Source organism: Bradyrhizobium sp. CCGB01 (assembly GCF_024199795.1).
In the GTDB taxonomy this organism is placed as follows: Bacteria; Pseudomonadota; Alphaproteobacteria; order Rhizobiales; family Xanthobacteraceae; genus Bradyrhizobium.
Genome location: NZ_JANADK010000001.1, coordinates 4484813 through 4507677, shown reverse-complemented (window position 1 = coordinate 4507677; position 22865 = coordinate 4484813). Strand labels below are relative to the sequence as shown.

The 22865-nt window shown below is 64.3% G+C and carries 23 protein-coding genes; 13 read left to right on the top strand and 10 right to left on the bottom strand.

The annotated features are described in order from the left end of the window. Positions 1 to 2: 2 nt before the first annotated feature. A complete protein-coding gene (gene guaA / locus NLM25_RS20525) occupies positions 3 to 1601 on the bottom strand; it encodes a glutamine-hydrolyzing GMP synthase (RefSeq protein WP_254141225.1) in 1599 nt (532 codons plus the stop codon). Between the two features lie 130 nt (positions 1602 to 1731). Between guaA and NLM25_RS20520 the strand changes: the two genes are divergently transcribed. Both NLM25_RS20520 and NLM25_RS20515 read left to right on the top strand, forming a co-directional pair. Further along, positions 1732 to 2064, top strand: a complete 333-nt coding sequence (locus tag NLM25_RS20520) for a DHCW motif cupin fold protein (protein WP_254138158.1) — start codon at positions 1732 to 1734, stop codon at positions 2062 to 2064. Between the two features lie 265 nt (positions 2065 to 2329). Beyond that, a complete protein-coding gene (locus NLM25_RS20515; RefSeq protein WP_008141931.1) occupies positions 2330 to 2539 on the top strand; it encodes a cold-shock protein in 210 nt (69 codons plus the stop codon). Positions 2540 to 2754: 215 nt separating this feature from the next. On the opposite strand, the gene NLM25_RS20510 is transcribed toward NLM25_RS20515, so the two are convergent. Both NLM25_RS20510 and NLM25_RS20505 read right to left on the bottom strand, forming a co-directional pair. Further along, a complete protein-coding gene (locus NLM25_RS20510) occupies positions 2755 to 4056 on the bottom strand; it encodes an RsmB/NOP family class I SAM-dependent RNA methyltransferase (protein WP_254138157.1) in 1302 nt (433 codons plus the stop codon). Positions 4057 to 4103: 47 nt separating this feature from the next. Then, on the bottom strand, positions 4104 to 4526 hold the full coding sequence (locus NLM25_RS20505) for an MAPEG family protein (protein ID WP_254118656.1): 423 nt from the start codon (positions 4524 to 4526) through the stop codon (positions 4104 to 4106). A 161-nt stretch (positions 4527 to 4687) separates the two neighbouring features. Between NLM25_RS20505 and NLM25_RS20500 the strand changes: the two genes are divergently transcribed. From NLM25_RS20500 to NLM25_RS20455, 10 genes are all read left to right on the top strand, one after another. Next, the gene (locus NLM25_RS20500; protein ID WP_254138156.1) at positions 4688 to 5302 is read left to right on the top strand and encodes an acriflavin resistance protein; all 615 of its coding nucleotides are present in this window, start codon (positions 4688 to 4690) and stop codon (positions 5300 to 5302) included. Between the two features lie 68 nt (positions 5303 to 5370). Then, positions 5371 to 6213, top strand: a complete 843-nt coding sequence (locus tag NLM25_RS20495; protein ID WP_254138155.1) for a metallophosphoesterase — start codon at positions 5371 to 5373, stop codon at positions 6211 to 6213. Positions 6214 to 6355: 142 nt separating this feature from the next. Then, the gene (locus NLM25_RS20490; protein ID WP_254138154.1) at positions 6356 to 7651 is read left to right on the top strand and encodes an alanine racemase; all 1296 of its coding nucleotides are present in this window, start codon (positions 6356 to 6358) and stop codon (positions 7649 to 7651) included. 13 nt (positions 7652 to 7664) lie between these two features. Then, on the top strand, positions 7665 to 8324 hold the full coding sequence (locus tag NLM25_RS20485) for an amino acid ABC transporter permease (protein WP_254118652.1): 660 nt from the start codon (positions 7665 to 7667) through the stop codon (positions 8322 to 8324). Between the two features lie 9 nt (positions 8325 to 8333). Further along, positions 8334 to 8984: an amino acid ABC transporter permease gene (locus NLM25_RS20480; protein WP_254138153.1), complete on the top strand. Its 651-nt coding sequence runs from the start codon at positions 8334 to 8336 to the stop codon at positions 8982 to 8984. Next, positions 8971 to 9699, top strand: coding sequence for an amino acid ABC transporter ATP-binding protein (locus NLM25_RS20475; protein WP_254138152.1), 729 nt, complete (start codon positions 8971 to 8973; stop codon positions 9697 to 9699). Before NLM25_RS20480 ends, NLM25_RS20475 begins: the two co-directional genes overlap by 14 nt. Before the next feature lie 31 nt (positions 9700 to 9730). Then, positions 9731 to 10528 (top strand): transporter substrate-binding domain-containing protein, encoded by a 798-nt coding sequence (locus tag NLM25_RS20470; RefSeq protein WP_254138151.1) that lies wholly within the window; start codon positions 9731 to 9733, stop codon positions 10526 to 10528. Between the two features lie 55 nt (positions 10529 to 10583). Beyond that, positions 10584 to 10928 (top strand): RidA family protein, encoded by a 345-nt coding sequence (locus tag NLM25_RS20465; protein WP_254118648.1) that lies wholly within the window; start codon positions 10584 to 10586, stop codon positions 10926 to 10928. 62 nt (positions 10929 to 10990) lie between these two features. Beyond that, complete coding sequence (locus NLM25_RS20460) at positions 10991 to 12019, top strand: succinylglutamate desuccinylase/aspartoacylase family protein (protein ID WP_254138150.1); 1029 nt, start codon at positions 10991 to 10993, stop codon at positions 12017 to 12019. Between the two features lie 41 nt (positions 12020 to 12060). Continuing rightward, positions 12061 to 13125, top strand: a complete 1065-nt coding sequence (locus NLM25_RS20455; RefSeq protein ID WP_254138149.1) for a LacI family DNA-binding transcriptional regulator — start codon at positions 12061 to 12063, stop codon at positions 13123 to 13125. Positions 13126 to 13134: 9 nt separating this feature from the next. Here NLM25_RS20455 and NLM25_RS20450 read toward each other — a convergent pair whose 3' ends face one another. From NLM25_RS20450 to guaB, 3 genes are all read right to left on the bottom strand, one after another. Further along, on the bottom strand, positions 13135 to 13443 hold the full coding sequence (locus NLM25_RS20450; protein ID WP_254118645.1) for a hypothetical protein: 309 nt from the start codon (positions 13441 to 13443) through the stop codon (positions 13135 to 13137). A 253-nt stretch (positions 13444 to 13696) separates the two neighbouring features. Next, complete coding sequence (locus NLM25_RS20445) at positions 13697 to 14719, bottom strand: NADP-dependent oxidoreductase (protein WP_254138148.1); 1023 nt, start codon at positions 14717 to 14719, stop codon at positions 13697 to 13699. Positions 14720 to 14929: 210 nt separating this feature from the next. Continuing rightward, positions 14930 to 16423 carry an IMP dehydrogenase gene (gene guaB / locus NLM25_RS20440; protein ID WP_254138147.1) on the bottom strand — a complete coding sequence of 498 codons (1494 nt, stop codon included), beginning with the start codon at positions 16421 to 16423 and terminating at the stop codon, positions 14930 to 14932. Positions 16424 to 16835: 412 nt separating this feature from the next. Between guaB and NLM25_RS20435 the strand changes: the two genes are divergently transcribed. Further along, complete coding sequence (locus tag NLM25_RS20435) at positions 16836 to 18326, top strand: MFS transporter (RefSeq protein ID WP_254138146.1); 1491 nt, start codon at positions 16836 to 16838, stop codon at positions 18324 to 18326. A 147-nt stretch (positions 18327 to 18473) separates the two neighbouring features. On the opposite strand, the gene NLM25_RS20430 is transcribed toward NLM25_RS20435, so the two are convergent. The 4 genes from NLM25_RS20430 to NLM25_RS20415 form a co-directional block, all read right to left on the bottom strand. Next, the gene (locus tag NLM25_RS20430; protein ID WP_254138145.1) at positions 18474 to 19991 is read right to left on the bottom strand and encodes a ParA family protein; all 1518 of its coding nucleotides are present in this window, start codon (positions 19989 to 19991) and stop codon (positions 18474 to 18476) included. Continuing rightward, the gene (locus NLM25_RS20425; RefSeq protein ID WP_254138144.1) at positions 19972 to 21054 is read right to left on the bottom strand and encodes a hypothetical protein; all 1083 of its coding nucleotides are present in this window, start codon (positions 21052 to 21054) and stop codon (positions 19972 to 19974) included. Before NLM25_RS20425 ends, NLM25_RS20430 begins: the two co-directional genes overlap by 20 nt. A gap of 186 nt (positions 21055 to 21240) precedes the next feature. Further along, positions 21241 to 21657, bottom strand: coding sequence for a hypothetical protein (locus NLM25_RS20420; protein WP_254138143.1), 417 nt, complete (start codon positions 21655 to 21657; stop codon positions 21241 to 21243). A gap of 521 nt (positions 21658 to 22178) precedes the next feature. After that, positions 22179 to 22865: an RlmE family RNA methyltransferase gene (locus NLM25_RS20415; protein WP_254138142.1), complete on the bottom strand. Its 687-nt coding sequence runs from the start codon at positions 22863 to 22865 to the stop codon at positions 22179 to 22181.

The window sequence follows — 22865 nt, the reverse complement described above, 5'->3', positions numbered from 1 at the left end:
GCCTACTCCCACTCAATCGTCCCCGGCGGCTTGCTGGTCACGTCGTACACCACCCGGTTCACGCCCTTCACCTCGTTGATGATGCGCGTGGCGGTCTCGCCCAAAAACTTCATGTCGAACTGGTAGAAGTCCGCGGTCATGCCGTCGGTTGAGGTGACGGCGCGGAGGCCCACGACGTAGTCATATGTGCGGCCGTCGCCCATGACGCCCACCGTCTTGACGGGGAGCAGCACGGCGAAGGCCTGCCAGATGTCGTCGTAGAGGCCGTGCTTGCGGATCTGGTCGATGTAGACGGCATCGGCCTTGCGCAGGATGTCGAGCTTGTCGCGGGTGATGTCGCCGGGGCAGCGGATGGCGAGGCCCGGGCCCGGGAACGGGTGGCGGCCAACGAAGATTTCGGGCAGGCCGAGCTCGTAGCCGAGCTTGCGCACCTCGTCCTTGAACAGCTCGCGCAGGGGCTCGACGAGCTTCATGTTCATGCGCTCGGGCAGACCGCCGACATTGTGGTGCGACTTGATCGTCACCGAGGGGCCGCCGGTGAAGGAGACGCTCTCGATCACGTCGGGATACAGCGTGCCCTGCGCCAGGAAGTCGGCGCCGCCGATCTTCTTGGCCTCGGCTTCGAACACCTCGATGAAGAGGCGGCCGATGGTCTTGCGCTTGGTTTCAGGGTCGGTGACGCCTTCGAGCTCGCCGAGGAACTGCTTGGACGCGTCCACGTGCACGAGCGGGATGTTGTAGTGGTGGCGGAACAGATCCACCACGGTCTTCGCTTCATCGAGGCGCAGCATGCCGTGATCGACGAACACGCAGGTGAGCTGGTCGCCGATGGCCTCGTGGATCAGCACGGCCGCAACCGCTGAATCGACGCCGCCGGAGAGCCCGCAGAGCACCTTGCCCTTGCCGACCTGCGCGCGGATTTTTGCAATCTCCTCCTCGCGGAAGGCGCGCATGGTCCAGTCGCCGGTGAGGCCGGCGATCTTGCGCACGAAATTGCGGATGAGTTTCGCGCCGTCGGGCGTGTGCACCACTTCGGGGTGGAACATCAGGCCGTAGTACTTGCGCGCCTCGTCCTGGATGATTGCGAACGGCGCGTTCGGCGAGGTGCCGGCGACGGAGAAGCCCGGCGGCATCTTTGTGATGCGGTCGCCATGGCTCATCCAGACCTGGTTCTTGCCGCCGGGTGACCAGACGTCCTCGAACAGCCTGCTCGGCGCCTTCACCTCGACATCGGCGCGGCCGAATTCGCGGTGATGGCCGCCCTCGACGGTGCCGCCGAGCTGGGCCGCCATCGTCATCTGGCCGTAGCAGATGCCCATCACCGGCACGCCGGAATCGAAGATCGCTTGCGGGGCGCGGGGCGAGCCGGCCTCATGCACCGACTCGGGGCCGCCGGAGAGGATCACCGCCTTCGGCTTCATCGCGTCGAAGGCCGCCTCGGACTTGTTGAACGGGACGATCTCGCAATAGACGCCGTCCTCGCGCACGCGACGCGCGATCAGCTGCGTCACTTGGCTGCCGAAGTCGACGATGAGAATCTTGTCGTGCGCCGAGGCCACCGAGGGCGTCGACGCGGAGCGGTCGTTCTGTGCTGCTGTCATGGCCAGCAGATACGCGACGGCGCGACGGCCCGCAACCGCGCGGGCGCGCGCCCCACATCCTTCTTTGGGCATGGACAGCGGCCTCATACGTCAATATTATTGACCCAATTTGCGCAATGCGGATGATCCGATGAAACTCCCCGCCTCCGCCTTCACCGTCACCGACTGGAGCAAGGTCGAGACCACCACGCATCCCGGCGAGACCGGGCAGGCCAAGTGGCGGACGCTCAACATCGGCGATCTCAGGGTGCGGATGGTCGAGTATTCGCCGGGCTATCTCGCCGACCATTGGTGCGACCGCGGCCACGTGCTCTACGTGCTCGCAGGCGAGCTCGACAGCGAGCTGCGCGACGGGCGCAAGTTCAAGCTGACGGCGGGAATGAGCTACCAGGTCTCGGATTTCGGCGACGCCGCGCACCGGTCCTCGACGGTCACCGGCGCCACGCTCTTCATCGTAGATTGAGCTGCGCGAGCAGTTCATTTGCACTGCAAAATAGCAAAGTCGCGCGACGTCCCGGCTCACGGGTGGTGCCTTGAAGTGGCCTCAAATGCTCGCTATATTGTGATCATCGATACTTGGCCGAACGACTGGGCCGCTTCGCCTCGTCTAAGACAGGCGCGCACGCTTCAGATGATCTCTCCAAAACATCGACTCATCAGGGCTATGGGCGCAATTGTGCGTACCGGTCTGCGTGCGTATCCTCTCTAATTAACTAAAGGAAATTCCCATGGCTATGGGCACCGTGAAGTGGTTCAACACCCAAAAGGGTTATGGTTTCATCCAGCCGGACGACGGCCAGAAGGACGTGTTCGTGCACATCAGCGCTGTCGAGCGCGCTGGCCTCTCCTCCCTCAACGAGGGTCAGAAGGTCTCGTTCGACATCGTCGCCGACCGTCGCAGCGGCAAGTCGTCGGCTGACAATCTCCGCGTCGGCTAATCGCCCGCGCACCGGCGCTTCTGACCACGGACGTACCGGCAGAAGCGCTCGCTAATACAGGCCCCGCGACCGGGATTCGGTCCGCGGGGCTTTTGTATTTGGGCCGGAATGACAACGTCGATCAGTGGTGCCGTAGGGTGGGCAAAGCGAAGCGTGCCCACGTCTTCCATCACGGCCAGAGATGGTGGGCACGGCGCTTCGCGCCTTTGCCCACCCTACGAGACCTTTTTCAACACCGAGACGAAGAACCCGTCCGTGCCCGTCCGCCGCGGCGTCATCAGCCAGCCTTCCGCCGACTGCAGCGCGGCCTTTGCAAAATCCTCCGCCTTGTCCCAGAGCACGCTCGCGGTCTGCTCGGGCGGCACGACCGCGAATTCGCCATGGCGGCCAACGAACGCCCTCACCTGCTCGCCGTTCTCTTCCGCCAGCACCGAGCAGGTGATGTAGGCGATGCGGCCGCCGGCCTTCACCAGGGGAACCGCGCGCTCCAGCACCTCGGCCTGGTCGCGCAGGCGGATCTCCAGCGCGCCCGGCCGCATGCGCCATTTGGCGTCGGGGTTGCGACGCCAGGTTCCGGTTCCCGTGCACGGCGCGTCGATGACGACGAGATCGGCGGTGCCGCTGATGTCGGCCAGCGGATCGGCCTCGCCCTTGGGCGTGCGAACATCGGCATTGTGGACGCCGGCGCGCGAGAGGCGTTCGTGGATGGGGGCGAGTTGCCGCTTGTCGCTGTCGGTCGCGATCAGCCGGCCCTTGCCCTGCATCAGCGCGGCCAGCGCCAGCGTCTTGCCGCCGGCGCCGGCGCAGAGATCGATCACCTGCTCGCCGGGTTTTGCCGCCGTGAAGCTGGCCGCAAGCTGCGATCCCTCATCCTGCACTTCAACGCCGCCCTTGATGAAATCCTCCTCCGCCTGGATGCCGGGGTTGCGCGCATCGGCCGAAAGCTCGATGCGCAGGCCGTTTGCGGACCATGGCGTCGGTTTCGCGTGAAGATGAGCAAGCGCCTTCAGCACCTTGTCGCGATTGGATTTTAGCGTATTGACGCGCAAATCGAGCGGCGCCCGGCTCGCCATCGCGGCCGCCTCCGCGGCGCGATCCTCACCAAACACTTTTGCGAAATACGGGTCGAGCCATTCCGGATAATCGCCGACGATCGCAGCCGGCGCGTCCTTCAGCGAACGCGAGGCCAGCGCGGCCTGCTCGGCCTCGGTCAGCGGCGCCGGTGCAAACCGGCTGCCGTCGAACAACGCGCCCATGGTGGCCACGTCCATGTTGCGCTCCAGCCGGAGCATGCCGATCAGCCGCGCCCGCGCGGTGTCGGAATCCATCAGATGCGCGCTCGAGGCATAGCGGCGCAACACGTCCCAGACGAGGCCGGCGATCGCGGCGCGGTCGCCGGAGCCGGCGAAGCGGTGCGCGGTGCCCCACTCCTTCAGCGCCTTGGCCGCGGGCACGCGGTCCTTCTCGATGGTGTCGATCAGTTCGATGGCTGCGGACAGCCGGGCAGCGGGAGTCATTTGAATCTTTCAGTGAATCTTGCAGATCAGGATCGGCGAGTAACCGCCTAGATCAGCAGGAGCATTTTCAACGCGAAGTAGATCCACATCGCAAGCAGCACGAGCACGCCGGCGAGCCAGATCGTGGAGCGCCGGCCGAAATCGTTGGAAGAGACGAACACGCCGGCATGGACGAAGCGCGTCACCACGAACACCCAAGACATCAGCACGATGAAGAGATCGGCATGGCGCAAGGGGAGCGCAAGCGCGATCAGGGCGTAGAACAGCACCGGCAATTCGAACTGGTTGCGGTAGCAATTGGCGAATTGTGTGACGCCCTTCGGCCAGTTCGGCTCGCCGAGCGCAATGTCGCGGCTCTTGGTCTCGCCGGAGACGAGCGAGCGCCGGCGCGCCAGCGCCATGCCGATCAGCAGCGCGAAGGTGAGACCGACCTGCACGAACACAGGCAGCAAGACCATTTGAACGGACATCTGCGTTTTCCCATCCGGCGGCGGCCGCCGGACCCGTCCATTAGCCGCCGCTCCTCGTCCTGACAATCAACCAGTTGAACCGGTGTTCCCGATCCGGCGACCAACTGCCGACAGTTAAAGCGATTTTGCCCCCTCTGCGGGGCGCAAGGCGAGATAGCGCCATGACCACCCTGTCCAGCCTCTGGACCGAATCCGCGGACAACCAGCTCGGCATCCTGATGTCGGCGCTATCGGGTATCGCGGCGGCGCTCGCGGTCGCGCTGGCGATGACGGTGTACTTCCGGCTGAGCTACCGGAGCTGGCGCGACGTCGTCAGGCACGGCCTTGCCACGTTCGCCGCCATCGCCCTGTTCGCCTTTGCCGTCTACGACATGCGACATGCCGCGTCGGCCTATCTCGGCCTCAACCCGTCCAGGCCTGCCGTGGAATTCGAGATCCGCATGCCCAGGGAGATGCTGGCGGCCGTATCGGACACCCAGATCGAGCTGCACACCGACCGCAACCAGACCTTGGCGCTGGTCGGCGGGGTGCGCGAGCTCGGCGACGGACGCTCGGTGCTGCGCGGCGCCGTGGCGCTGAACCACCGCACCGCGGACCGCATGCTGGTCGTGAACCTGCCCGGCAAGGGCACGTTCGAATTCCGCCTCCGCCTGCCCGCCGAACCGCATCGCTCCGAGCAGTTCGGCCCCTGGCATCTCGCCGACCGTATCGCCTCGCCCGTCACGGGCACCGCCGCGCCGCAGGACGCCTACACGATCCGCTATCGCGTGCTTTAAACTTTGTTCGCTCGCTGATCGGGCACGCCGTCATCGTTCCGACGCGTGGCCGGGCCTATGATCAGCCCATGTCCGAATTTCGCCTCACGCAGATTTCCGACACGCATCTCGGCCGGCGCTTCCCCGGCCTGATCGCCAATTTCCAGGCGGTCAGCGCGCATATCGACGCCGACAGGCCCGACCTCGTCGTCAACACCGGCGACGTGTCGTTCGACGGCCCGACCAGCCGCGATGATGTCGAATTCGCCAAGGGCCTGCACGCCGCCCTGCCCGTTGCCTGCCGCTACATTCCCGGCAATCACGACATCGGCGACAATCCGACCGCGATCGGGCCTGCGCCGAAACCGCCGGTCGCGGAAGCACACCGCAAACAGTTCTGCGAGATCTTCGGCGAGGACCATTGGTCGTTCGAGGCCGCAGGCTGGCGCTTCATCGGCCTCAACTCGCTGGTGATGAACTCAGGGCTCGCCTTCGAGGCTGAGCAGTTCGACTGGCTGTCACAGGAGATCGCGCGCACCAATGGCAGGCCGGTCGCGCTGTTCGTGCACAAACCGCTGTTCCTTAACCTGCCGGACGACCCCGAAACACCGGAGACCTCGATCCGCTACGTGCCGCAGCCGGCACGCGCGCGGCTGATCGAGATGTTTGCGCGGGTCGATCTGCGCCTGATCGCCAGCGGGCACGTGCACCAGCGGCGCGACTTCACCTGGCGCCACACCCGCCACGTCTGGGCGCCGTCCGCCGGCTTCAAGATCAACGATTCGCGCCAGGATCGCATCGCGATCAAGGAAGTCGGGCTCGTGGAATACCGCTTCCGGCCGGACAGCTTTGAGGTCCGCCACGTCCGCGCAGCGGGCCAGGTCGATGTCGATATCGAAGAGCTGCTCGTCCAGATGGGCGGCGAGCACTAGCCCAATCCGCAGGCACCTCTCCTTACCTTGTTACCTCGCTGCTTCAAAAAAAGGCTCGCAAATGGCTAAATGAGCCTAATGACAACGTTGTCATTCCGACATATCGTTCCTTCCGCGGTCAGGGGCCGCTGCGGGAGCAACGATGCAGTTCTTATCCCCAAGGGATGGCCAACGTCTGTCAGCGACCATTCGGGGCATTCCCCTGGTCGATGGCCTGCCGATCGAGGAGATCGCCGGCCAGGATTGGCGGCCTTGCCGGGGCGACCTCGCCCTCCCCGCGCTCACGCTCGATGAAGCCGCCTTCGCCGTCAACCGCGACCTCTTCCTGCGCTGGTGCAAGGGCGCCGGCGTCACTGTCGCACCCCACGCCAAGACGCCAATGTCGCCCGAGCTCGCGCGCTCGCTGCGCGAGGCCGGCGCCTGGGGCACGACGGTTGCGACTATCCAGCAGGCCGCCGTGCTGCTTGCCCATGGCGAACGGCGGCTGCTGCTCGCCAACGAAATCGGCGGGCTCGCGGCCGGCCGGCGGCTCGGTGCGCTGCTGAGCGCCTATCCCGACGTCGAACTTCACGCCTTCGCGGATTCACCGGCGGCGGTGGTAGCACTCGCCGAGGCGGCGCGCGTTGCTGGCCGGAGCAAATTGTCCGTGCTGATCGAACTCGGCTCGGGCCGGGCCGGCGCACGCGACCGCGCGGCCGTCGAGGCCACGATGGCCGCGGTGCTCGCGGCCGACCGGCTCGTGCTCGGCGGCGTCGCCACTTACGAGGGCGCAGCCGCAACACCCGACGCCGGCGAGACCGCGCGCGCGATCGCGGCACTAATGGAGCGCACCATCGAGGCCTTTGCCCTGGTGCGCACCGCTGCCCCGGGCCTGCCGCTGATCATCAGCGCCGGGGGCTCCGCCTATTTCGACATCGTGGCGCACGCGCTTGCACCGGTCGCGCAGGCCGACGGCAACGCCACCGTCCTCCTCCGCTCCGGCGCGCTGTTCTTCGCCGATCACGGCGTCTATGCGCGCGCCTTTGCCGAACTCGACCGACGCGGCGGTCTGCTCATCGACGGCACGCTGCACGCGGCAGCCAAAAGTTTCCGCCCGGCGCTGACACTCTGGGCCGAAGTGCTGTCGCGGCCGCAAGCAGATCTTGCCATCGCGGGCTTCGGCATGCGCGATGCCTCCTTCGATCAGGGACTGCCGGTACCGCTGCGCGTCTTCCGCGACGGCGTCGAACAGCAGGGGCTGGCCGAGAGCCTGTCAGTCACGCGTCTCAACGACCAGCATGCGTTCGTGTCCGTGGCAGCCGAGAGCGCGCTCGCGGTCGGCGACGTCATCGCCTTCGGCATCTCGCATCCCTGCACCTGCCTCGACCGCTGGCGCGTGATCTTCGGCCTCGACGAGGCGGGCGTGGTGGCGCGCGCCCTCCCCACCCAGTTCGGCTGAGAGCGGGCACGCGATGAATTTCCTCCCGCTCTGGCGCTATCAGAACCAGCTCATCGACGGCGCCATCGTCACGCTGGAGCTGACGGTGATCTCGGCGGTGGCGGGGCTTCTGATCGGCATTGCCGGCGCAGTCGCGCTCAAGGGGCGCATGACACCGCTGCGCTGGCTGGTGCGCGGCTACATCGAGCTGTTCCGCAACACGCCGTCGCTGATCCAGATCTTCATCGTGTTCTTCGTGCTGCCGACCTTCGGATTGAAGATTCCGGCCTTCGAAGCGGCCTGCGTGGCCCTGTCGCTCTATTTCGGTGCCTATTCGATCGAGATCATCCGCGCCGGCCTCGACTCCATCCCGCGCAACCAGGTCGAAGCCGGCCAGTGCCTCGGGCTGTCGGGCTGGCAGGTGTTTCGCCACATCATCCTGCCGCCGGCGCTGCGCAATGCTTATCCGGCCGTGACCAGCCAGTTCGTGCTGCTGCTGCTCGGCACCTCGCTCGCTTCGCAAGTCGCAGCCGACGAGCTGTTCCACGTCGCCGGCTTCATCGAGAGCCGCACCTATCGCAGCTTCGAGGTCTATGCGGTGATCTGCGTCGTCTATTTCGCCATGGCGATGTCGTTCAAGGCGCTGTTCGCCGTCATCGGTCTGGCCGCCTTCCGCTGGCCGCGGCGGCGCTGAGGGCAGACGATGCGATCCTTCTCCCTCATCGATTTCGTCTCGCTCGTCGAAGCCATGCGCTGGACCGTCGCGCTGGTCGTGCTCGCGCTCGCCTTCGGCGCGCCGCTGGCCCTTGGCCTCGCCATGGGCCGCATCAGCCGCTTTGCCGGCCTGCGCTGGACCATGGCAGCGCTGATCCAGACCATCCAGAGCGTGCCGCTGCTCGGGCTATTGTTCTTCTTCTATTTCGGCATGCCGGTTTTCCTCGGCATCCAGGTGCCCGCGATCATCGCCGTCACCGTCGCCTACACGCTCTACACCGCCGCCTTCCTCGGCGAGATCTGGCGCGGCGGCCTGGAAGCCGTGAAGCAGGCGCAATGGGAGGCCGGTGCCTGCCTCGGCCTCTCCGCCTGGCAGCAGTTCCGCCACATCATCGCGCCGCAGGCGCTACGGCTGTCGCTGCCGCCGACCGTCGGCTTCCTGGTGCAGCTCATCAAGGGCACCTCGCTCGCCTCAATCCTCGGCTTCGTCGAGCTAGCCCGCGCCGGGCAGGTGGTGAGCGCGGCGACGTTCCAGCCGCTGCTCACCTACGCGCTGGTCGCTGCGATCTATTTCGCGCTGTGCCTGCCGCTCACGCTCTGGTCCCGTACTCTGGAGGCCCGCCTCGATGGCTCTCGTTGAAATCCGCGACGTGCACAAGACATTCGGCAAGACCGAGGTGCTCAAGGGCGTCTCGCTCGATGTCGAGGAAGGCGAGATCGTCACCATCATCGGCCGCTCCGGCTCGGGCAAGTCGACGCTGCTTCGCTGCATCAACGCGCTGGAGAGCGTCGACACCGGCGAGATCCGCGTCGAGGGCCAGAAGGTCCACGCCAGGATGCCTGACCTGAAGAAATTCCGTCAGCGCGTCGGCATTGTGTTCCAGGCCTTCAACCTGTTTCCGCATCTGAAAGTCGAGCGCAACATCACGCTGGCCCCGCTCCTTACCGGCCGCATCGACAAAGCGAAAGCACGTGCGCTGGCCGAGGATGTGCTCACCCGTGTCGGCCTTGCCGACAAGATCGATGCCTGGCCGGAGCAGCTCTCCGGCGGCCAGCAGCAGCGCGTCGCGATCGCGCGATGCCTCGCCATGGCCCCTCACCTGATGCTGTTCGACGAGGTGACCTCCGCGCTCGACCCCGAGCTCGTCGGCGAAGTGCTGAAGGTGATGGAGGCGATGGCCAAGCAAGGCATGACCATGATCCTCGTCACTCACGAGATGGGCTTTGCCCGCAACGTCGCCAATCGCATCGTCTTCATGCATCAGGGCCGCGTCTGGGAACAGGGCCCGCCGGCAAAGCTGTTCGCCAACCCTGAAACCCCCGAGCTCGCCAGCTTCATCGCCTCCGCGAAATGATCAACCAGCCATCCGTCACCAGGAGAGAGTCATGAGACAACTGAAGTCCCTCTTTGCGATCGCAGCCACCGCACTCGCCGTCATTGCTGCGCCTAACCTTGCTCACGCCGACAAGCTCCAGGACGTGCTCGGCTCCGGCAAGCTGCGCATCGGCATCCTGACCGACGCCGCGCCCTGGGGCTTCAAGGACGACAAGGGCGAGATCGCAGGTCTCGACGCCGACCTCGCCAAGCTGATCGCCGCCGACATGGGCGTGAAGCTCGAACTGGTCCCAGTCACCGGCGCCGCGCGTATCCCGAGCCTGCTCTCGGACAAGATCGACATTCTTATCGCGGGTCTCGGCGCCACGCCCGAGCGCGCCCAGCAGGTGATGTTCTCGCAGCCATATGCGGTGGTGAATCTCGGCGTCTACGGCGCCAAATCGATTCCGGCCGCCACCGGCAAGAAGCCCGACAATCTCGACGGCCGCAGCGTTGCGGTCGCCAAGGGTTCGACCCTCGACGTCTGGCTCACCGACAACGCGCCGAAGGTGAAGCTGGTGCGCTTCGAGGACACGCCGGCCGCGCTCGCCGCCTACCTCGCGGGACAGGCAGATACGTTCGCGGAGAACAGCGCCATCGCGCTGAAGGTGCAGGACCAGAACCCGACCAAGGAGGTCGAGCTGAAATTCCTCATCCGCCAGTCGCCGGCCCATGTCGGCGTGCGTCAGGGCGAGCAGAACCTGCTCAACTGGATCAACACCGACATCTTCTTCAACAAGCTCAACGGCAAGCTCGGCGCACTTCAGCTGAAATGGTTCAAGGAAGAGCAGACGCTGCCGACCCTGTAAGCTCGCACACGGCTCCCGCATCATACGGGAGCCGACCTTCACGAGGAGAATTGAGATGATCAAACGTTACGTCGTGGGTTCACGCATGAGCCAGGCCGTCGCCGCCGGCGGCATGGTGCACATCGCAGGCCAGGTCGCGGACGACCGCAAGGCCGGCATCGTGTCCCAGACCCAACAGGTGCTCGGCAAGATCGACGCCCTCCTGAAGGAGGCCGGCTCCGACCGCTCCAAGCTGATCGCGGTCAACGTCTTCCTGCCGCACATCACCGATTTCGACACCATGAACTCGGTCTACGACGCGTGGATCGATCCGGCCAATCCGCCGGCGCGCGCCTGCGTCGAGGCCCGCCTCGCCGATCCCGACCTGCGTGTCGAGATGACCGCGGTCGCCTTGCTCTAAAGACTCCGCTCTTCTTCCAACCTTCGGCCGGCGCCGGCGACGGCGCGGCCCCGAGGCAAGCCATGCATACCGGACTTTTCCACGAGATCGATTTCGGGAAGGACCAGAAATGGTCCGGCCATCTCGGCATTCCCTTCTCGATCGATCGCTCGCCCTACTTCCAGCTCAAGATCCCGATCTTCCGGATCAAGAACGGCGCGGGCCCAAAACTTCTCCTGATGGCCGGCAATCACGGCGACGAATATGAGGGCGAGATCACGCTGACGCGGCTGTATCGCAGACTCGATGCCGCCGCCGTGACGGGCGAGATCACCATCCTGCCCTTCGCCAATCTGCCGGCGGTGATGGCGGCGCGGCGCCGCTCGCCGCTCGACGAGGGCAATCTCAACCGCGCCTTTCCGGGCGATGCCTCGGGAACGCCGACGTTCCGCCTGGCGCACTTCCTGGAGCACGAGCTGTTCCCGCGGCACGATGTCGTCTTCGACATCCATTCCGGCGGCACCTCGATGGCGCATGTGCCTTGCGCGTTGATCGAGCGGCAGGGGCCGCCCGAGATGTTCGGCCACGCGCTGCGCCTGATGGAAGGGTTAGGAATGCCCTTCGCCTTCGTCGCCGAGAACGGCGCCACTGCGCCGACCTCGATGGCGGCGGCCGCACGTGCCGGCGCGATCGGACTCTCCGGCGAGTTTGGCGGCGGCGGTACCGTCACGCCGCAGACGATGGCGCTCACCGCACGCGCCGTCGACCGCCTGTTGCTGGCGCTCGGTCTCGTCCAGGCGCCCGTGCTGGGGCCGCATGCGCCGGTCGAGCGCGCCACCGAGCTGCTGGCGTTGCAAAGCCATGCCCAGGCGGTGTTCGCGACCCGTCGCGGCTGGTTCGAGCCTGCGGTCATGGTCGGCGCGCGCGTTGCGGCCGGCGACATCGCCGGCTGGTATCATGATTTCGAGCGCCCGGAGCTGGCCGAAGAGGTGCTGCGCTTCCCCGCCGACGGCATCGTGATCTCGCAGCGGCTGCACACCGACAGCCAGAGCGGCGACTGCCTGGTCCAGGTCGGCCGCGCGCTGTCGCGCGACGAGGTGCCGGCGCGCTGAACTTTGGAGGGCTGACCGACTTCGATTACTCTCGGGATTCGATGACCGATCCGGCAAAGCCGACCTATGACGACGTGGTGCGCATTCCGGCGCCGCCCGGCCGCAGCAGCGCGACCGGGCGTCCGCCGCGCATCGAGGAAGTGGCGGAGCGCGCCGGCGTCGCGCCGATCACGGTGTCGCGGGTGCTGCGCCATCCCGAGAAGGTCAATCGCGAGACGCGCGAGCGCATCCTCGAGGTGATTGAGGCGACCGGCTACGCCTCCAACCCACATGCGCGCGCGCTGCGCTCGGGCCGCTCCAACGTGGTGATGGCCTTCGTCTCCAACATCCTCAGCCAGCAGTTTGGGCTGGCGGTGCGCAGCTTCGCCGCCACGCTGGAGCCTGAGGGCTTCGAGGTGCTGGTCGGCCAGACCTCCTACTCCTATGCCAAGGAAGTGGCGATGATCCAGTCGCTGCGCGGCATCCGGCCGGCGGCCGTGATGTTTACGGGCGTGATCGAGCTCGAGGAGAATCGCGCCGCGCTTGCCGAGCTCGGCATTCCCGTGATCGAGACCTGGGCGTTTCCGCGCGATCCCATCGACATGCTGGTCGGCCTTCCGAATGCGGATGCCGGTGCGATGGCGGCGCGTCGGCTGGCCGAGGCCGGTCATCGCCGCGTCGCCTTCATCGGACGACGCAGCGGTCGTGGCGCGCTCCGCCGCGATGGCTTTCGTGCCGCAGCGGCGCAACTGGGTCTCGAGATCGTCCACGAGATCGGCCTCAGTGAGATCACGGGTCTCGTCGACGGCCGCGCCGCCTTCACTGCCCTGCTCGACCGCGGCGACAAGGTTGACGCCGTATTCTGCGCCAACGATCTGCTCGCAACCGGCGCATTGATCGAGGCCCGCGCTCGCGGCCTGTCGGTGCCGCGCGATCTTGCCCTGCTCGGCTTCGGCGACAATGATGTGGCCGATCAGATCACGCCGGGCCTCACCACCATCTCATTCGATGCGGCGGCTGTGGGGCGGATCGCGGGTGAATTGCTGCTGGCGCGCCTGTCCGGCACCCCGCTCGCCGAACAGCGGCTCGCGGTCGAGCTGTTCATGGTCGAGCGCGGCAGCGTCTGACCGTGCGGCTCAGGCAACGCCCTTCAAATCCTGCTGGATCGCAGCCAGCAACGATTCCAGCGCCGCGCTGTTGACCGGTTTGGCCTCGGTCTTCGCAGGCGGAACACTGGCATGCGAACCACCGGGCTGCGCAGCCCTGACCGGACGCTTCGGAAACGGCGGCGGAGGCGTCGGCATCAAGGGCTGGGTGAAAGCGCCCTCGTCTTCGCTATGCACGAATTTGCCGTGGATCACGTCGTCATGGCGACCCATGACGAACATCGCCGCCCAATAGCCGGCAGCCAAAAGGATTACGCAGAAAATACCGATCTCTAACATCGCAGCACCTAAAATATGCGCGATGATTCAATGCCTTCGCCCAGGCGTCAATGAACCGACGGTCACACCTGCGGGTTTTGCGGGCAAGTGTGGCCGATCGGTGACTCTTTGTTAACCATCGGTGTCCGGGGTGTGACGCCCGTGCAACAAGGCCTCAATCAGGCCTGCAACTAGAGCCCCGTTCCGGGGCTCTAGATTCTCGTTTGGCGCGTTTTCTTCACGCGAACCGGTACCCACTTCGCTTGAAAACGCTTTACGCCTTGTCCGGCCCCACCCGCACCAGCTGCTTGCCGAAATTGGCGCCCTTCAGGAGCCCCATGAAGGCGCCCGGCGCGCTCTCGAGGCCCTCGGTGACGAACTCCTTGTACTTGACCTTGCCGTCCCGCACCCAGCCGGACATGTCGCGCAGGAAGTCGCCGTGACGCGAGGCGAAGTCGGAGACGATGAAGCCGCGGAAGGTCAGCCGCTTGGTCAGGGTCGCGCGCATCATGCTCGCCGCCCATTTCGGCGGCTTGGCCTCGGTGTCGTTGTAATGGGCGATCAGGCCGCAGACCGGCACGCGCGCGAAGGGATTGAGCAGCGGGAACACCGCCTCGAACACGGCGCCGCCGACATTCTCGAAATAGACATCGATGCCCTTCGGGCAAGCGAACTTCAGCTTGGCCGCGAAATCGGTTTCACGATGATCGAGACATTCGTCGAAGCCGAGCTCCTTCACGACGTAGTCGCACTTGTCCTTGCCGCCGGCGATGCCGACCGCGCGTGCGCCCTTGATCTTCGCGATCTGGCCGACGGCCGAGCCGACCGCACCGGAGGCGCCGGCAACGACGACCGTCTCGCCTTCCTGCGGCTTGCCGATGTCGAGCAGGCCGGTATAGGCAGTCATGCCGGGCATGCCGAGCACGCCGATGGAGGTCGAGATCGGCCCGAGCTTCGGATCGACCTTGATCAAGCCCTTGCCGTTCGAGATCGCGTGCGACTGCCAGCCCGAACGAATCCGCACGATGTCGCCCTTGGCGAAATCAGGATTGTTGGAGGCCGCAACCTCGCTGACGGCCTCGCCTTCCATCACGCCGCCGATCGGCACCGGCGCGGCGTAGGACGGTCCCTCGCTCATGCGCCCGCGCATATAGGGATCGAGCGACAGCCAGACCGTGCGCAGCAGAACTTCACCTGCGCCGGGCGTCGGAATCGCGAATTCCTCGATGCGGAAATCAGACGGCTTTGGCTCGCCAACGGGACGCGCGGCCAGAACGATGCGTTTTGCTTGGGACATGATGGCTTCCTCCAATTGTCTTTCGACGCGAACGGAAGCGGAGGGAGCGATGCGCGTCAATACAAAAGCGGTGGAGGCCTCACACTCGCTGTCATCGCCCGACTTGATCGGGCGATCCAGTATTCCAGAGACAGTCGTTATTGAGCCGAGAAGCCGCGGCGTACTGGATGCCCCGCCTTCGCGGGGCATGACGGCGGTGTGTGGAGCGAACTAACCCCCGCCCGGATAGTTCGGGGCTTCGCGCGTGATGGTGACGTCGTGGACGTGGCTTTCGCGAAGGCCTGCGCCCGTGATGCGGACGAACTGGGCCTTGGCGTGCAGATCCTTCATGTCCTTGGCGCCGACATAGCCCATCGCGGCGCGGAGGCCGCCGGCGAGCTGGTGCATGACGTTGCCGACCGGGCCCTTGTAAGGCACCTGGCCCTCGATGCCTTCAGGCACGAGCTTGAGCGTGTCCTTGATGTCCTGCTGGAAGTAGCGGTCGGCAGATCCCCGCGCCATCGCGCCGACCGAGCCCATGCCGCGATAGGCCTTGTAGGAGCGGCCCTGCCACAGGAACACTTCGCCGGGCGTCTCGTCGGTGCCGGCGAGCAGCGAGCCGACCATCGCGATGTCGGCGCCGGCGGCGAGCGCTTTCGCAAGGTCGCCGGAGAACTTGATGCCGCCGTCGGCAATGACGGGAATGTCGGACTTCTTTGCGGCCTCGACCGCATCCATGATCGCGGTGAGCTGGGGCACGCCGACGCCGGCGACGATGCGCGTGGTGCAGATCGAGCCCGGGCCGATGCCGACCTTGATGCAGTCCGCGCCCGCGTCGATCAGCGCCTGGGCGCCCTCGGTGGTGGCGACGTTGCCGGCAACGACCTGCACGGAGTTGGACAGGCGCTTGATGCGGTTCACAGCATGCAGCACGTGGCGGGAATGGCCATGCGCGGTGTCGACGACGACGAGATCGACGCCGGCATCGATCAGCCGCTCTGTGCGCTCGAAACCGGTATCACCCACGGTGGTGGCGGCGGCGACGCGGAGGCGCCCCTGGGCGTCCTTGCAGGCGAGCGGATGGGCGACTGCCTTCTCCATATCCTTGACGGTGATCAGGCCGACGCAGCGATACTCCTCGTCGACCACGAGCAGCTTCTCGATGCGATGCTGGTGCAGCATCCGCCGCGCCTCGTCCTGGCTGACATTCTCGCGCACGGTGACGAGACCTTCGTGCGTCATCAGCTCGGAGACTTTTTGCCGGCGATCGGTCGCAAACCGCACGTCGCGGTTGGTGAGGATGCCGACCAGCTTGCCGGGCGTATTCTTGCCGGCGCCGGTGACGACGGGAATGCCGGAGATGCCGTGATCGCTCATCAGCTTGAGCGCATCGTCGAGCGTGGCCTCGGGGCTGATGGTGAGCGGGTTCACCACCATGCCCGACTCGTAGCGCTTGACCTGCCGCACCTGGGCAGCCTGCCCTTCCGGATCGAAATTGCGGTGGATGACGCCGAGGCCGCCGGCCTGCGCCATGGCGATCGCCATGCGGGCTTCGGTGACGGTGTCCATGGCGGAGGCCATGATCGGGATGTTGAGCGGGATGGCGCGGGTGACGCGGGAGCGGATGTCGACCTCGCCCGGCATGACGTCCGACAGGCCCGGCTTCAACAGCACGTCGTCGAACGTAAAGGCTTCGCGAATGCCTTGAAGTTGCACCGTGGCCATCTGCCAACTCCTTCCTGCGGCCCTGCCGCAAATAGCTATGGATGAGCGCCGCCCTCGGCGTACCTTGCGGCAACGCCGGAGAATCGGAGCCCATCGGTGGGGTTGACGCGGGTCGATAGCACGGCTGCGTGACGAATCAAAGCAAATCGCACCGCTGGCCAGCCATGCACAGGCATTTTAGGCAAATTCGGCGGGGAATGCCCGGCGCGCCGTCGTTCCCGGACGCGACGAAGTCGCGAGCCCGGACTGACGAGGGAGCGAGAGGCCGTGTCCCCTCAGCGAGCGCAGCCGGGGGTCACACCGTTGTTACGCAGGATTTAGGTGCTATGCACCGATCCACAATGGCCCCGGCCGGGTGGCGGTGATAAGCCGCGTTCTCGCCCTTCCTTCTGATTTTCATTACCAATCCGTCATGGTCGACAAGCAACGCGTCATCCCGCTGATCGTGGCCACCGCTCTCTTCATGGAGAACATGGACTCGACGGTGATCGCCACCTCGCTGCCGGCCATCGCGGCCGACATCGGCACGAGCCCGCTGACGCTCAAGCTTGCCATCACCTCCTACCTGCTGTCGCTCGCGGTGTTCATCCCGGCGAGCGGCTGGACCGCGGACCGCTTCGGCGCGCGGATGGTGTTTGCAATCGCGGTCGGCGTGTTCATGGTCGGCTCGGTCGGCTGCGCGCTCTCGACCTCGGTCACCGATTTCGTGTTCGCGCGCATCCTGCAAGGCATGGGCGGCGCGATGATGACGCCGGTCGGGCGCCTGGTGCTGCTGCGCTCGGTCGACAAGAGCGCGCTGGTCAACGCGATGGCATGGGTGACGGTCCCTGCCCTCATAGGCCCGGTGATCGGGCCGCCGCTCGGTGGCTTCATCACGACCTACGCCTCATGGCACTGGATCTTCCTGATCAACATCCCGATCGGGCTGCTCGGCATCTTCATGGCCTTGCGCTTCATCGATCCCATCAAGAGCGAGACGCAGGAGCCGTTCGATCTCTACGGCATGGTGCTCGCGGGCATCGGCCTCGCGGGCATTGCGTTCGGTCTCTCCGTGGCCGGGCTCAACCTGCTGCCCTGGAGCACGGTTGCGGCCCTGGTCGGCGGCGGCGCGATCTCGATGACGCTCTATGTCATGCACGCGCGGCGGACGGGATCGCCGGTGCTGGACTTCTCGCTGCTGAAGCTGCCGACGCTGCGCGCGGCCGTGCTCGGCGGCTTTCTGTTCCGCCTCGGCATCGGCGCGCTGCCGTTCCTGCTGCCGCTGTTGATGCAGATCGGCTTCGGCCTGTCGCCGTTCCATTCCGGCCTCGTCACCTTCGCCTCCTCGCTCGGCGCGATGGGGATGAAGACGCTGGCCGCGCGCATCATCCGCACCTTCGGCTTCCGCAATCTGATGACGGTGAATGCGATCGTCAGCGCGTTCTTCCTCGGAATCTGCGCGCTGTTCACGGTGACGACGCCGCTGCTCATCATCATGGTCATTCTGGTCGTCGGCGGCTTCTTCCGCTCGCTGGAGTTCACCGCGATCAACACGGTGGCCTATGCCGACGTCGAGACCGCGCAAATGAGCCGGGCCACGACGCTGGTCAGCGTCAACCAGCAGCTCGCGGTCTCCGCCGGCGTCGCGGTCGGCGCGGCCACGGTGGAGACGACGATGTGGCTGAGCCATGTCAGCGAGCTCAACGCCACCGTGTTCGCGCCCGCCTTCGTCGTGGTGGCGCTGACCTCGGCGGCCTCGAGCTGGTTCTTCTGGCAGATGCCCGCTGACGCCGGCAGCGAGATCTCGGGCCGCAAGGCGGTGGACATTTCCAGCCGCAAGGGTGCCGCGAAGAGCGCGGCCAGCGCCGCCGTCAAGACGGCGACGGAAGATACCCAGGACGTGCGGGACCAGCGGCTCGGGTGAATACCCGCTCCGTCATTCCGGGGCGATGCGCAGCATCGAGCCCGGAATCCATCGTGCTATTAAGGAGCGGGCATGTCGCGGCTGGCGTCGACATGTCAGCATTCGGCCAATCAGCTGCTGAGGCGCCGACTACAGCGCAAGGGCCGGTCACCTTCTCTTGTTCTGTTGCAAGTCTTGCGTGAGTTGCTCCAGATTTTTAGACGCGTCTCCAACGGTGCTCGCCGCATCCTTGAGCGGACCTGCCAACCCGCGCAGGAAGTCCGCGCCCTTGTCGTCCTGCGGAGCGGAGGCCAAACGCGCGCTCACGCCCTGGGTGAGTTCTTGCGCTCTCCTCAGGTCCTGTGAAACGAAGATCAGCCTGGAAAGATTGTCATTGAGGGCCAACGATCTTTGCGTCAAACTGGCGATCAATTCCTGCTGTTCAGATATTCTCGCCAGCAGCGGCGCGTTCGAGAACTTGTTTGCTCCCCAGGCCAGAAAAGCCACCAAGAGAATCATGCAGACGCCGCCGCTCGCGAACGATATCGTGCGATATTCGGCGGACTTCCCACTTTGTAGCAGCCAGTTCTGCACATGCAGGCCCGCCGCCGCGATGACCCAGCTGGCCAACAGGGCAAATCCAAAATAGGTTGCGTAACCGAGCCAGGGACTTCCGTCGTAGAGAAAGAATCCGCCGATTATTAAGGTCAGCAGCACGAGCGCCTGGCCGACGATGCTGAGGTTCTGCAGGCGCCGAAGCCAAACGCGGCCCGACCATTCGGAGTGCACTTGCCGGTACAATTTGTGCCAAGCGTCAACGGCCTCCTTCTTCCAATTGGCCTCAGGAGCAACAAGCTGCTCTATGGTCCGGAAGGCATAGTAGGCGAAGTCGCTGGAAAGGTACTTTTCATTTGGTATTTCCTTCAGCTGATAGGCCCTGATGCAATCGTAATCGGCGGGGATTACGCCGATCGTGCGGCCGCCGAAAAGTCCTCTCAGTCCGTCGGAAAAGGTTGTGTTCTCTGGAGGGAACGTCACCTTGTTGACGATGAACCCACTGAATTTGGCGCTTAGGTTTTTTGACGAGGCGAATTCCAAAATCGCCTTTTGAAAGCCGTGAACCTGATCGACCGATACCTTGTCCGCCTCGAGCACTATGACGTAGCGGTCGGCGATGACAGCTGGGATCGCACTGCTGAAGTCGTATCCCCCACGCGAGTCGATGATCACGTAGTCATACCGGAGGCGGAACACGTCGCACAACTCACGAAAGCGCTGAAGATACTTATCGATCGACACGTCCGCCGACGTAAAATCGCCGTCGGGACGGCCGCCGCGCCAGAGATCCTGGTTGGACAAGATTAGGTTGATTTCGGACCCGCGCATAACGCGCCGAGGATCGATCTTTGACGTGGGAATGTTCTTAAGAACGATCTCGGCTAGACAGTTCTCATCCTGAACGTCGATATCATGCACAGAACCGAGCAGATATAGAGACAGACCGCGCGTCGAAAAATCGGCGTCGATCGCGATGATCTTTTGGCCGGCTCTCGCGAGAAGATAAGCGGCCGTAGCCGACATAACAGTTTTGCCCGTCCCTCCCTTGGGGCTCACGAAAGCAATGACGGTACCGCGATGCGAGGATTCTGTGCCGGGCGGCGGGCCGTCAGATGATGTTTGCATCATTTCCGTTCCCCAGCAGGTCTGTCACGTCCCGTGCAATCGCTTGCACGAGAGGTCTCGCCTCCAGTGGCACGCTTATGCCTGGGGCTGTGGCGGGTGGAACACGCGCGACGGCCTCAGCAACGAAAGATGTTTCGGCCCTGTCAAGAATCTGCAGGTTCGTTGTTTTCGTGTATAATACAGGAACCCACCAGTCGAACGCGCTATACGGTTGCGTCCGAGAGACCGGTATTGCCCGAACGTAATTTCTCGCCTCGGTAAGGGCGAGATCCAATGTTGAATCTGCTATGGTGCTGAGGGTGGTCCCCAACATGATTTGAGCCGCGTGCGCATCAATCGGGGTCTGTGCACCGATAATGTAGCCGACAGATTTGCTTCGTCGCAGCGTCGAGCCGACGACACTGTTCGAGAAGTCCGTACCTTCATTTACCCAAGCGCTTTCACATGCGCAAAAGAAGCCCAGGCGCAGTGCTCGCTCGACGCCTCCAACGACACTCCATCCAGGACGCGGGTTCTCTGCGTAATTGTGAAAAAAGATGTTCTCCCGTATGGGATCGATGAACACTATATGCCCGATCCTGTCAGCGGAGACCTGACCGTGTCCGATGAAAATGAATCCGAGATTGTCCCCCTTGGCTTTGCGTATCGTGGTTCGATATTTGTCAAACGAAGCCGGATCGACGATCACGAATTTGACATCACGGGTTGAATTCGGCGGTGCGACCGTCCCGAAAAATCTGCCGCTAGGATTAGAAAGCACGAATATGAAATGCAGCGGCGGCTGTAGTGCAGGATAGTCGATCACCCGTGGATTGGGGCCATCCCCATCACAACGAAATACGGACCCACCTTGCGTCGTCGCAATGAAATTGTTCTCAGGGCTCTCCGGATCGCGCAGAACCTCCCATGGAAGCTTGAAGAGACGCTGCGGTAGATGAAGCGCAACGCGCGGCCCGCCTGCGACTGCAATCTTTTTGAATTCCCGATAGACATTGGGAGCCGCCCCGATAAAAGATCGGAACAGCTGCTCGCCGAGCTCCGAACACAGCCTGTCATGGCTCGGCAAGTCGATCTGCAGCCGGCCTAGACCGCGCTCGTAGAGGCTAGCAAGCTTCTCTCTGAAGTCGGCATCGTCCGGACACGCTACGGGCTCCCCGACATCATCCGCTCGGTCGACCCCTACGGAGAAATTCGCCTCTCCAAGGTCTCTGACATACAGATGAAAGACCCCCGACATTTGATGTCACCGCCGCTAAGTGTAACTCACCGTGCACCACTGATTCAGTCCACGCTTGAGCAGCCAGACCGACAAATAAATGACGATGGTCGACACGAAGAACGCAGGGTTGATTGCGGCTACGATGTTGCCAATCACGGATGACAGGGCCGAAATTCCGTCCGTTGTAAGGGCATGGTCCAACAGGCCTTTATAATCGGCTTTGAGTTCCTTTTTTTTGTGGTCGCAAAGCTCCTTGTGAACGGCCAACTTTAGCTTATGGAGCGAGTCCTTAGCCCAATCCGCTGGCCCCAAGTCCTGTCCCGCGACCGCGGCACCAACGCCCTGCGCAGCGAGATCGAGCCGATGTTCGATGCGATCCGTATCTTCCTTCAGTATCCCCGCCTTAGTGATCCTGGAAAGGGTAGCGTCAAAATCAGTTGGCAGACCCATCTTGGCGACTCCTCAACAAATAAAAACAAGAACGGCCACCAAAGCGTGAATGATACCATCTCTTCGCGCTCACAGGGAAAATTTCTGCATTGCCTGCTCGGCAATGTGGCACTCCAGCCTCCCGGTCGAAAAGGTCAGCTTGCAGTACCCAATTGAAACGGCGCCGGGAGCCGAATCTCCGACACAGGGCTTTATCGCCAAGCTGGTCTGCTGCTTTGACTTGCGCCAACGCAATATTTCAGTCGCTTCCAAAGCAAAGGGGCCATCGATGGAGCTGCACTAGTTTAGGATGAATTTGTGTTCTCGGCTTGGACCGCGTCCGGGGACTGCGCGCCGGGCGCACAGGCAGAAACAAGAGTGCATACAGATTGAACGAAGAAGGCAGTGTGCAAAGAGATAGGTGCGCGGCGCGCGAGGCGCACTTTTTAAGAACCCCCTATTTTGAACGGCGAAATGGCGCAGGAGTGCACAGAGCAATGGATTCCGGGCTCGCCTCTTCGAGGAGTTCCGGAATGACGAGGCTACTGCTGCGCCTCGCCCCGAAACCCCGTCGCCAGCACGTAGCGCTCCGACGAGTCCTGCCGGCTCGCCGCGGGCTTGACGTGACGCACCGTTGCAAAATCGCGCTTGAGCTGGGCGAGCAGATCTGCGTCGGCGCCACTCTGGAACGTCTTTGCGAGAAACGTACCGCCGGGCTTGAGCACGTCGCAGGCGAACGCGGCCGCCGTTTCGACCAGGCCGACGATGCGGAGCTGGTCGGTCTTGCGGTGGCCCGTGGTATTCGCGGCCATGTCCGACATCACGACATCGGCGCCGCCCCCGAGCATCGCCGTCAGCTTGTCCGGCGCGTCATTGTCCATGAAATCGAGCTGCGCAAAATCGACGCCGGGAATCTCCGGCATCTCCAGCAGATCGATGGCGACGACCTTGCCCTTGCCTTCCGTGGAGCCGACGCGCCTGGCGGCGATCTGACTCCAGCCGCCGGGCGCGGCGCCGAGGTCGATCACGGCCATACCGGGCTTCAGAAACCGGTGCTTGTCGTCGATCTCGAGCAGCTTGAATGCCGCGCGCGAGCGATAGCCCGCCGCCTTGGCCTTGGCGACGTAGGGATCGTTGAGCTGCCGCTCCAGCCACAGCTTGGACGAGAGCTTGCGCTTGCCGCCGGTCTTGACCTGGACGTGCAAGCGGCCGGTGGTGTCTTTCGCCAT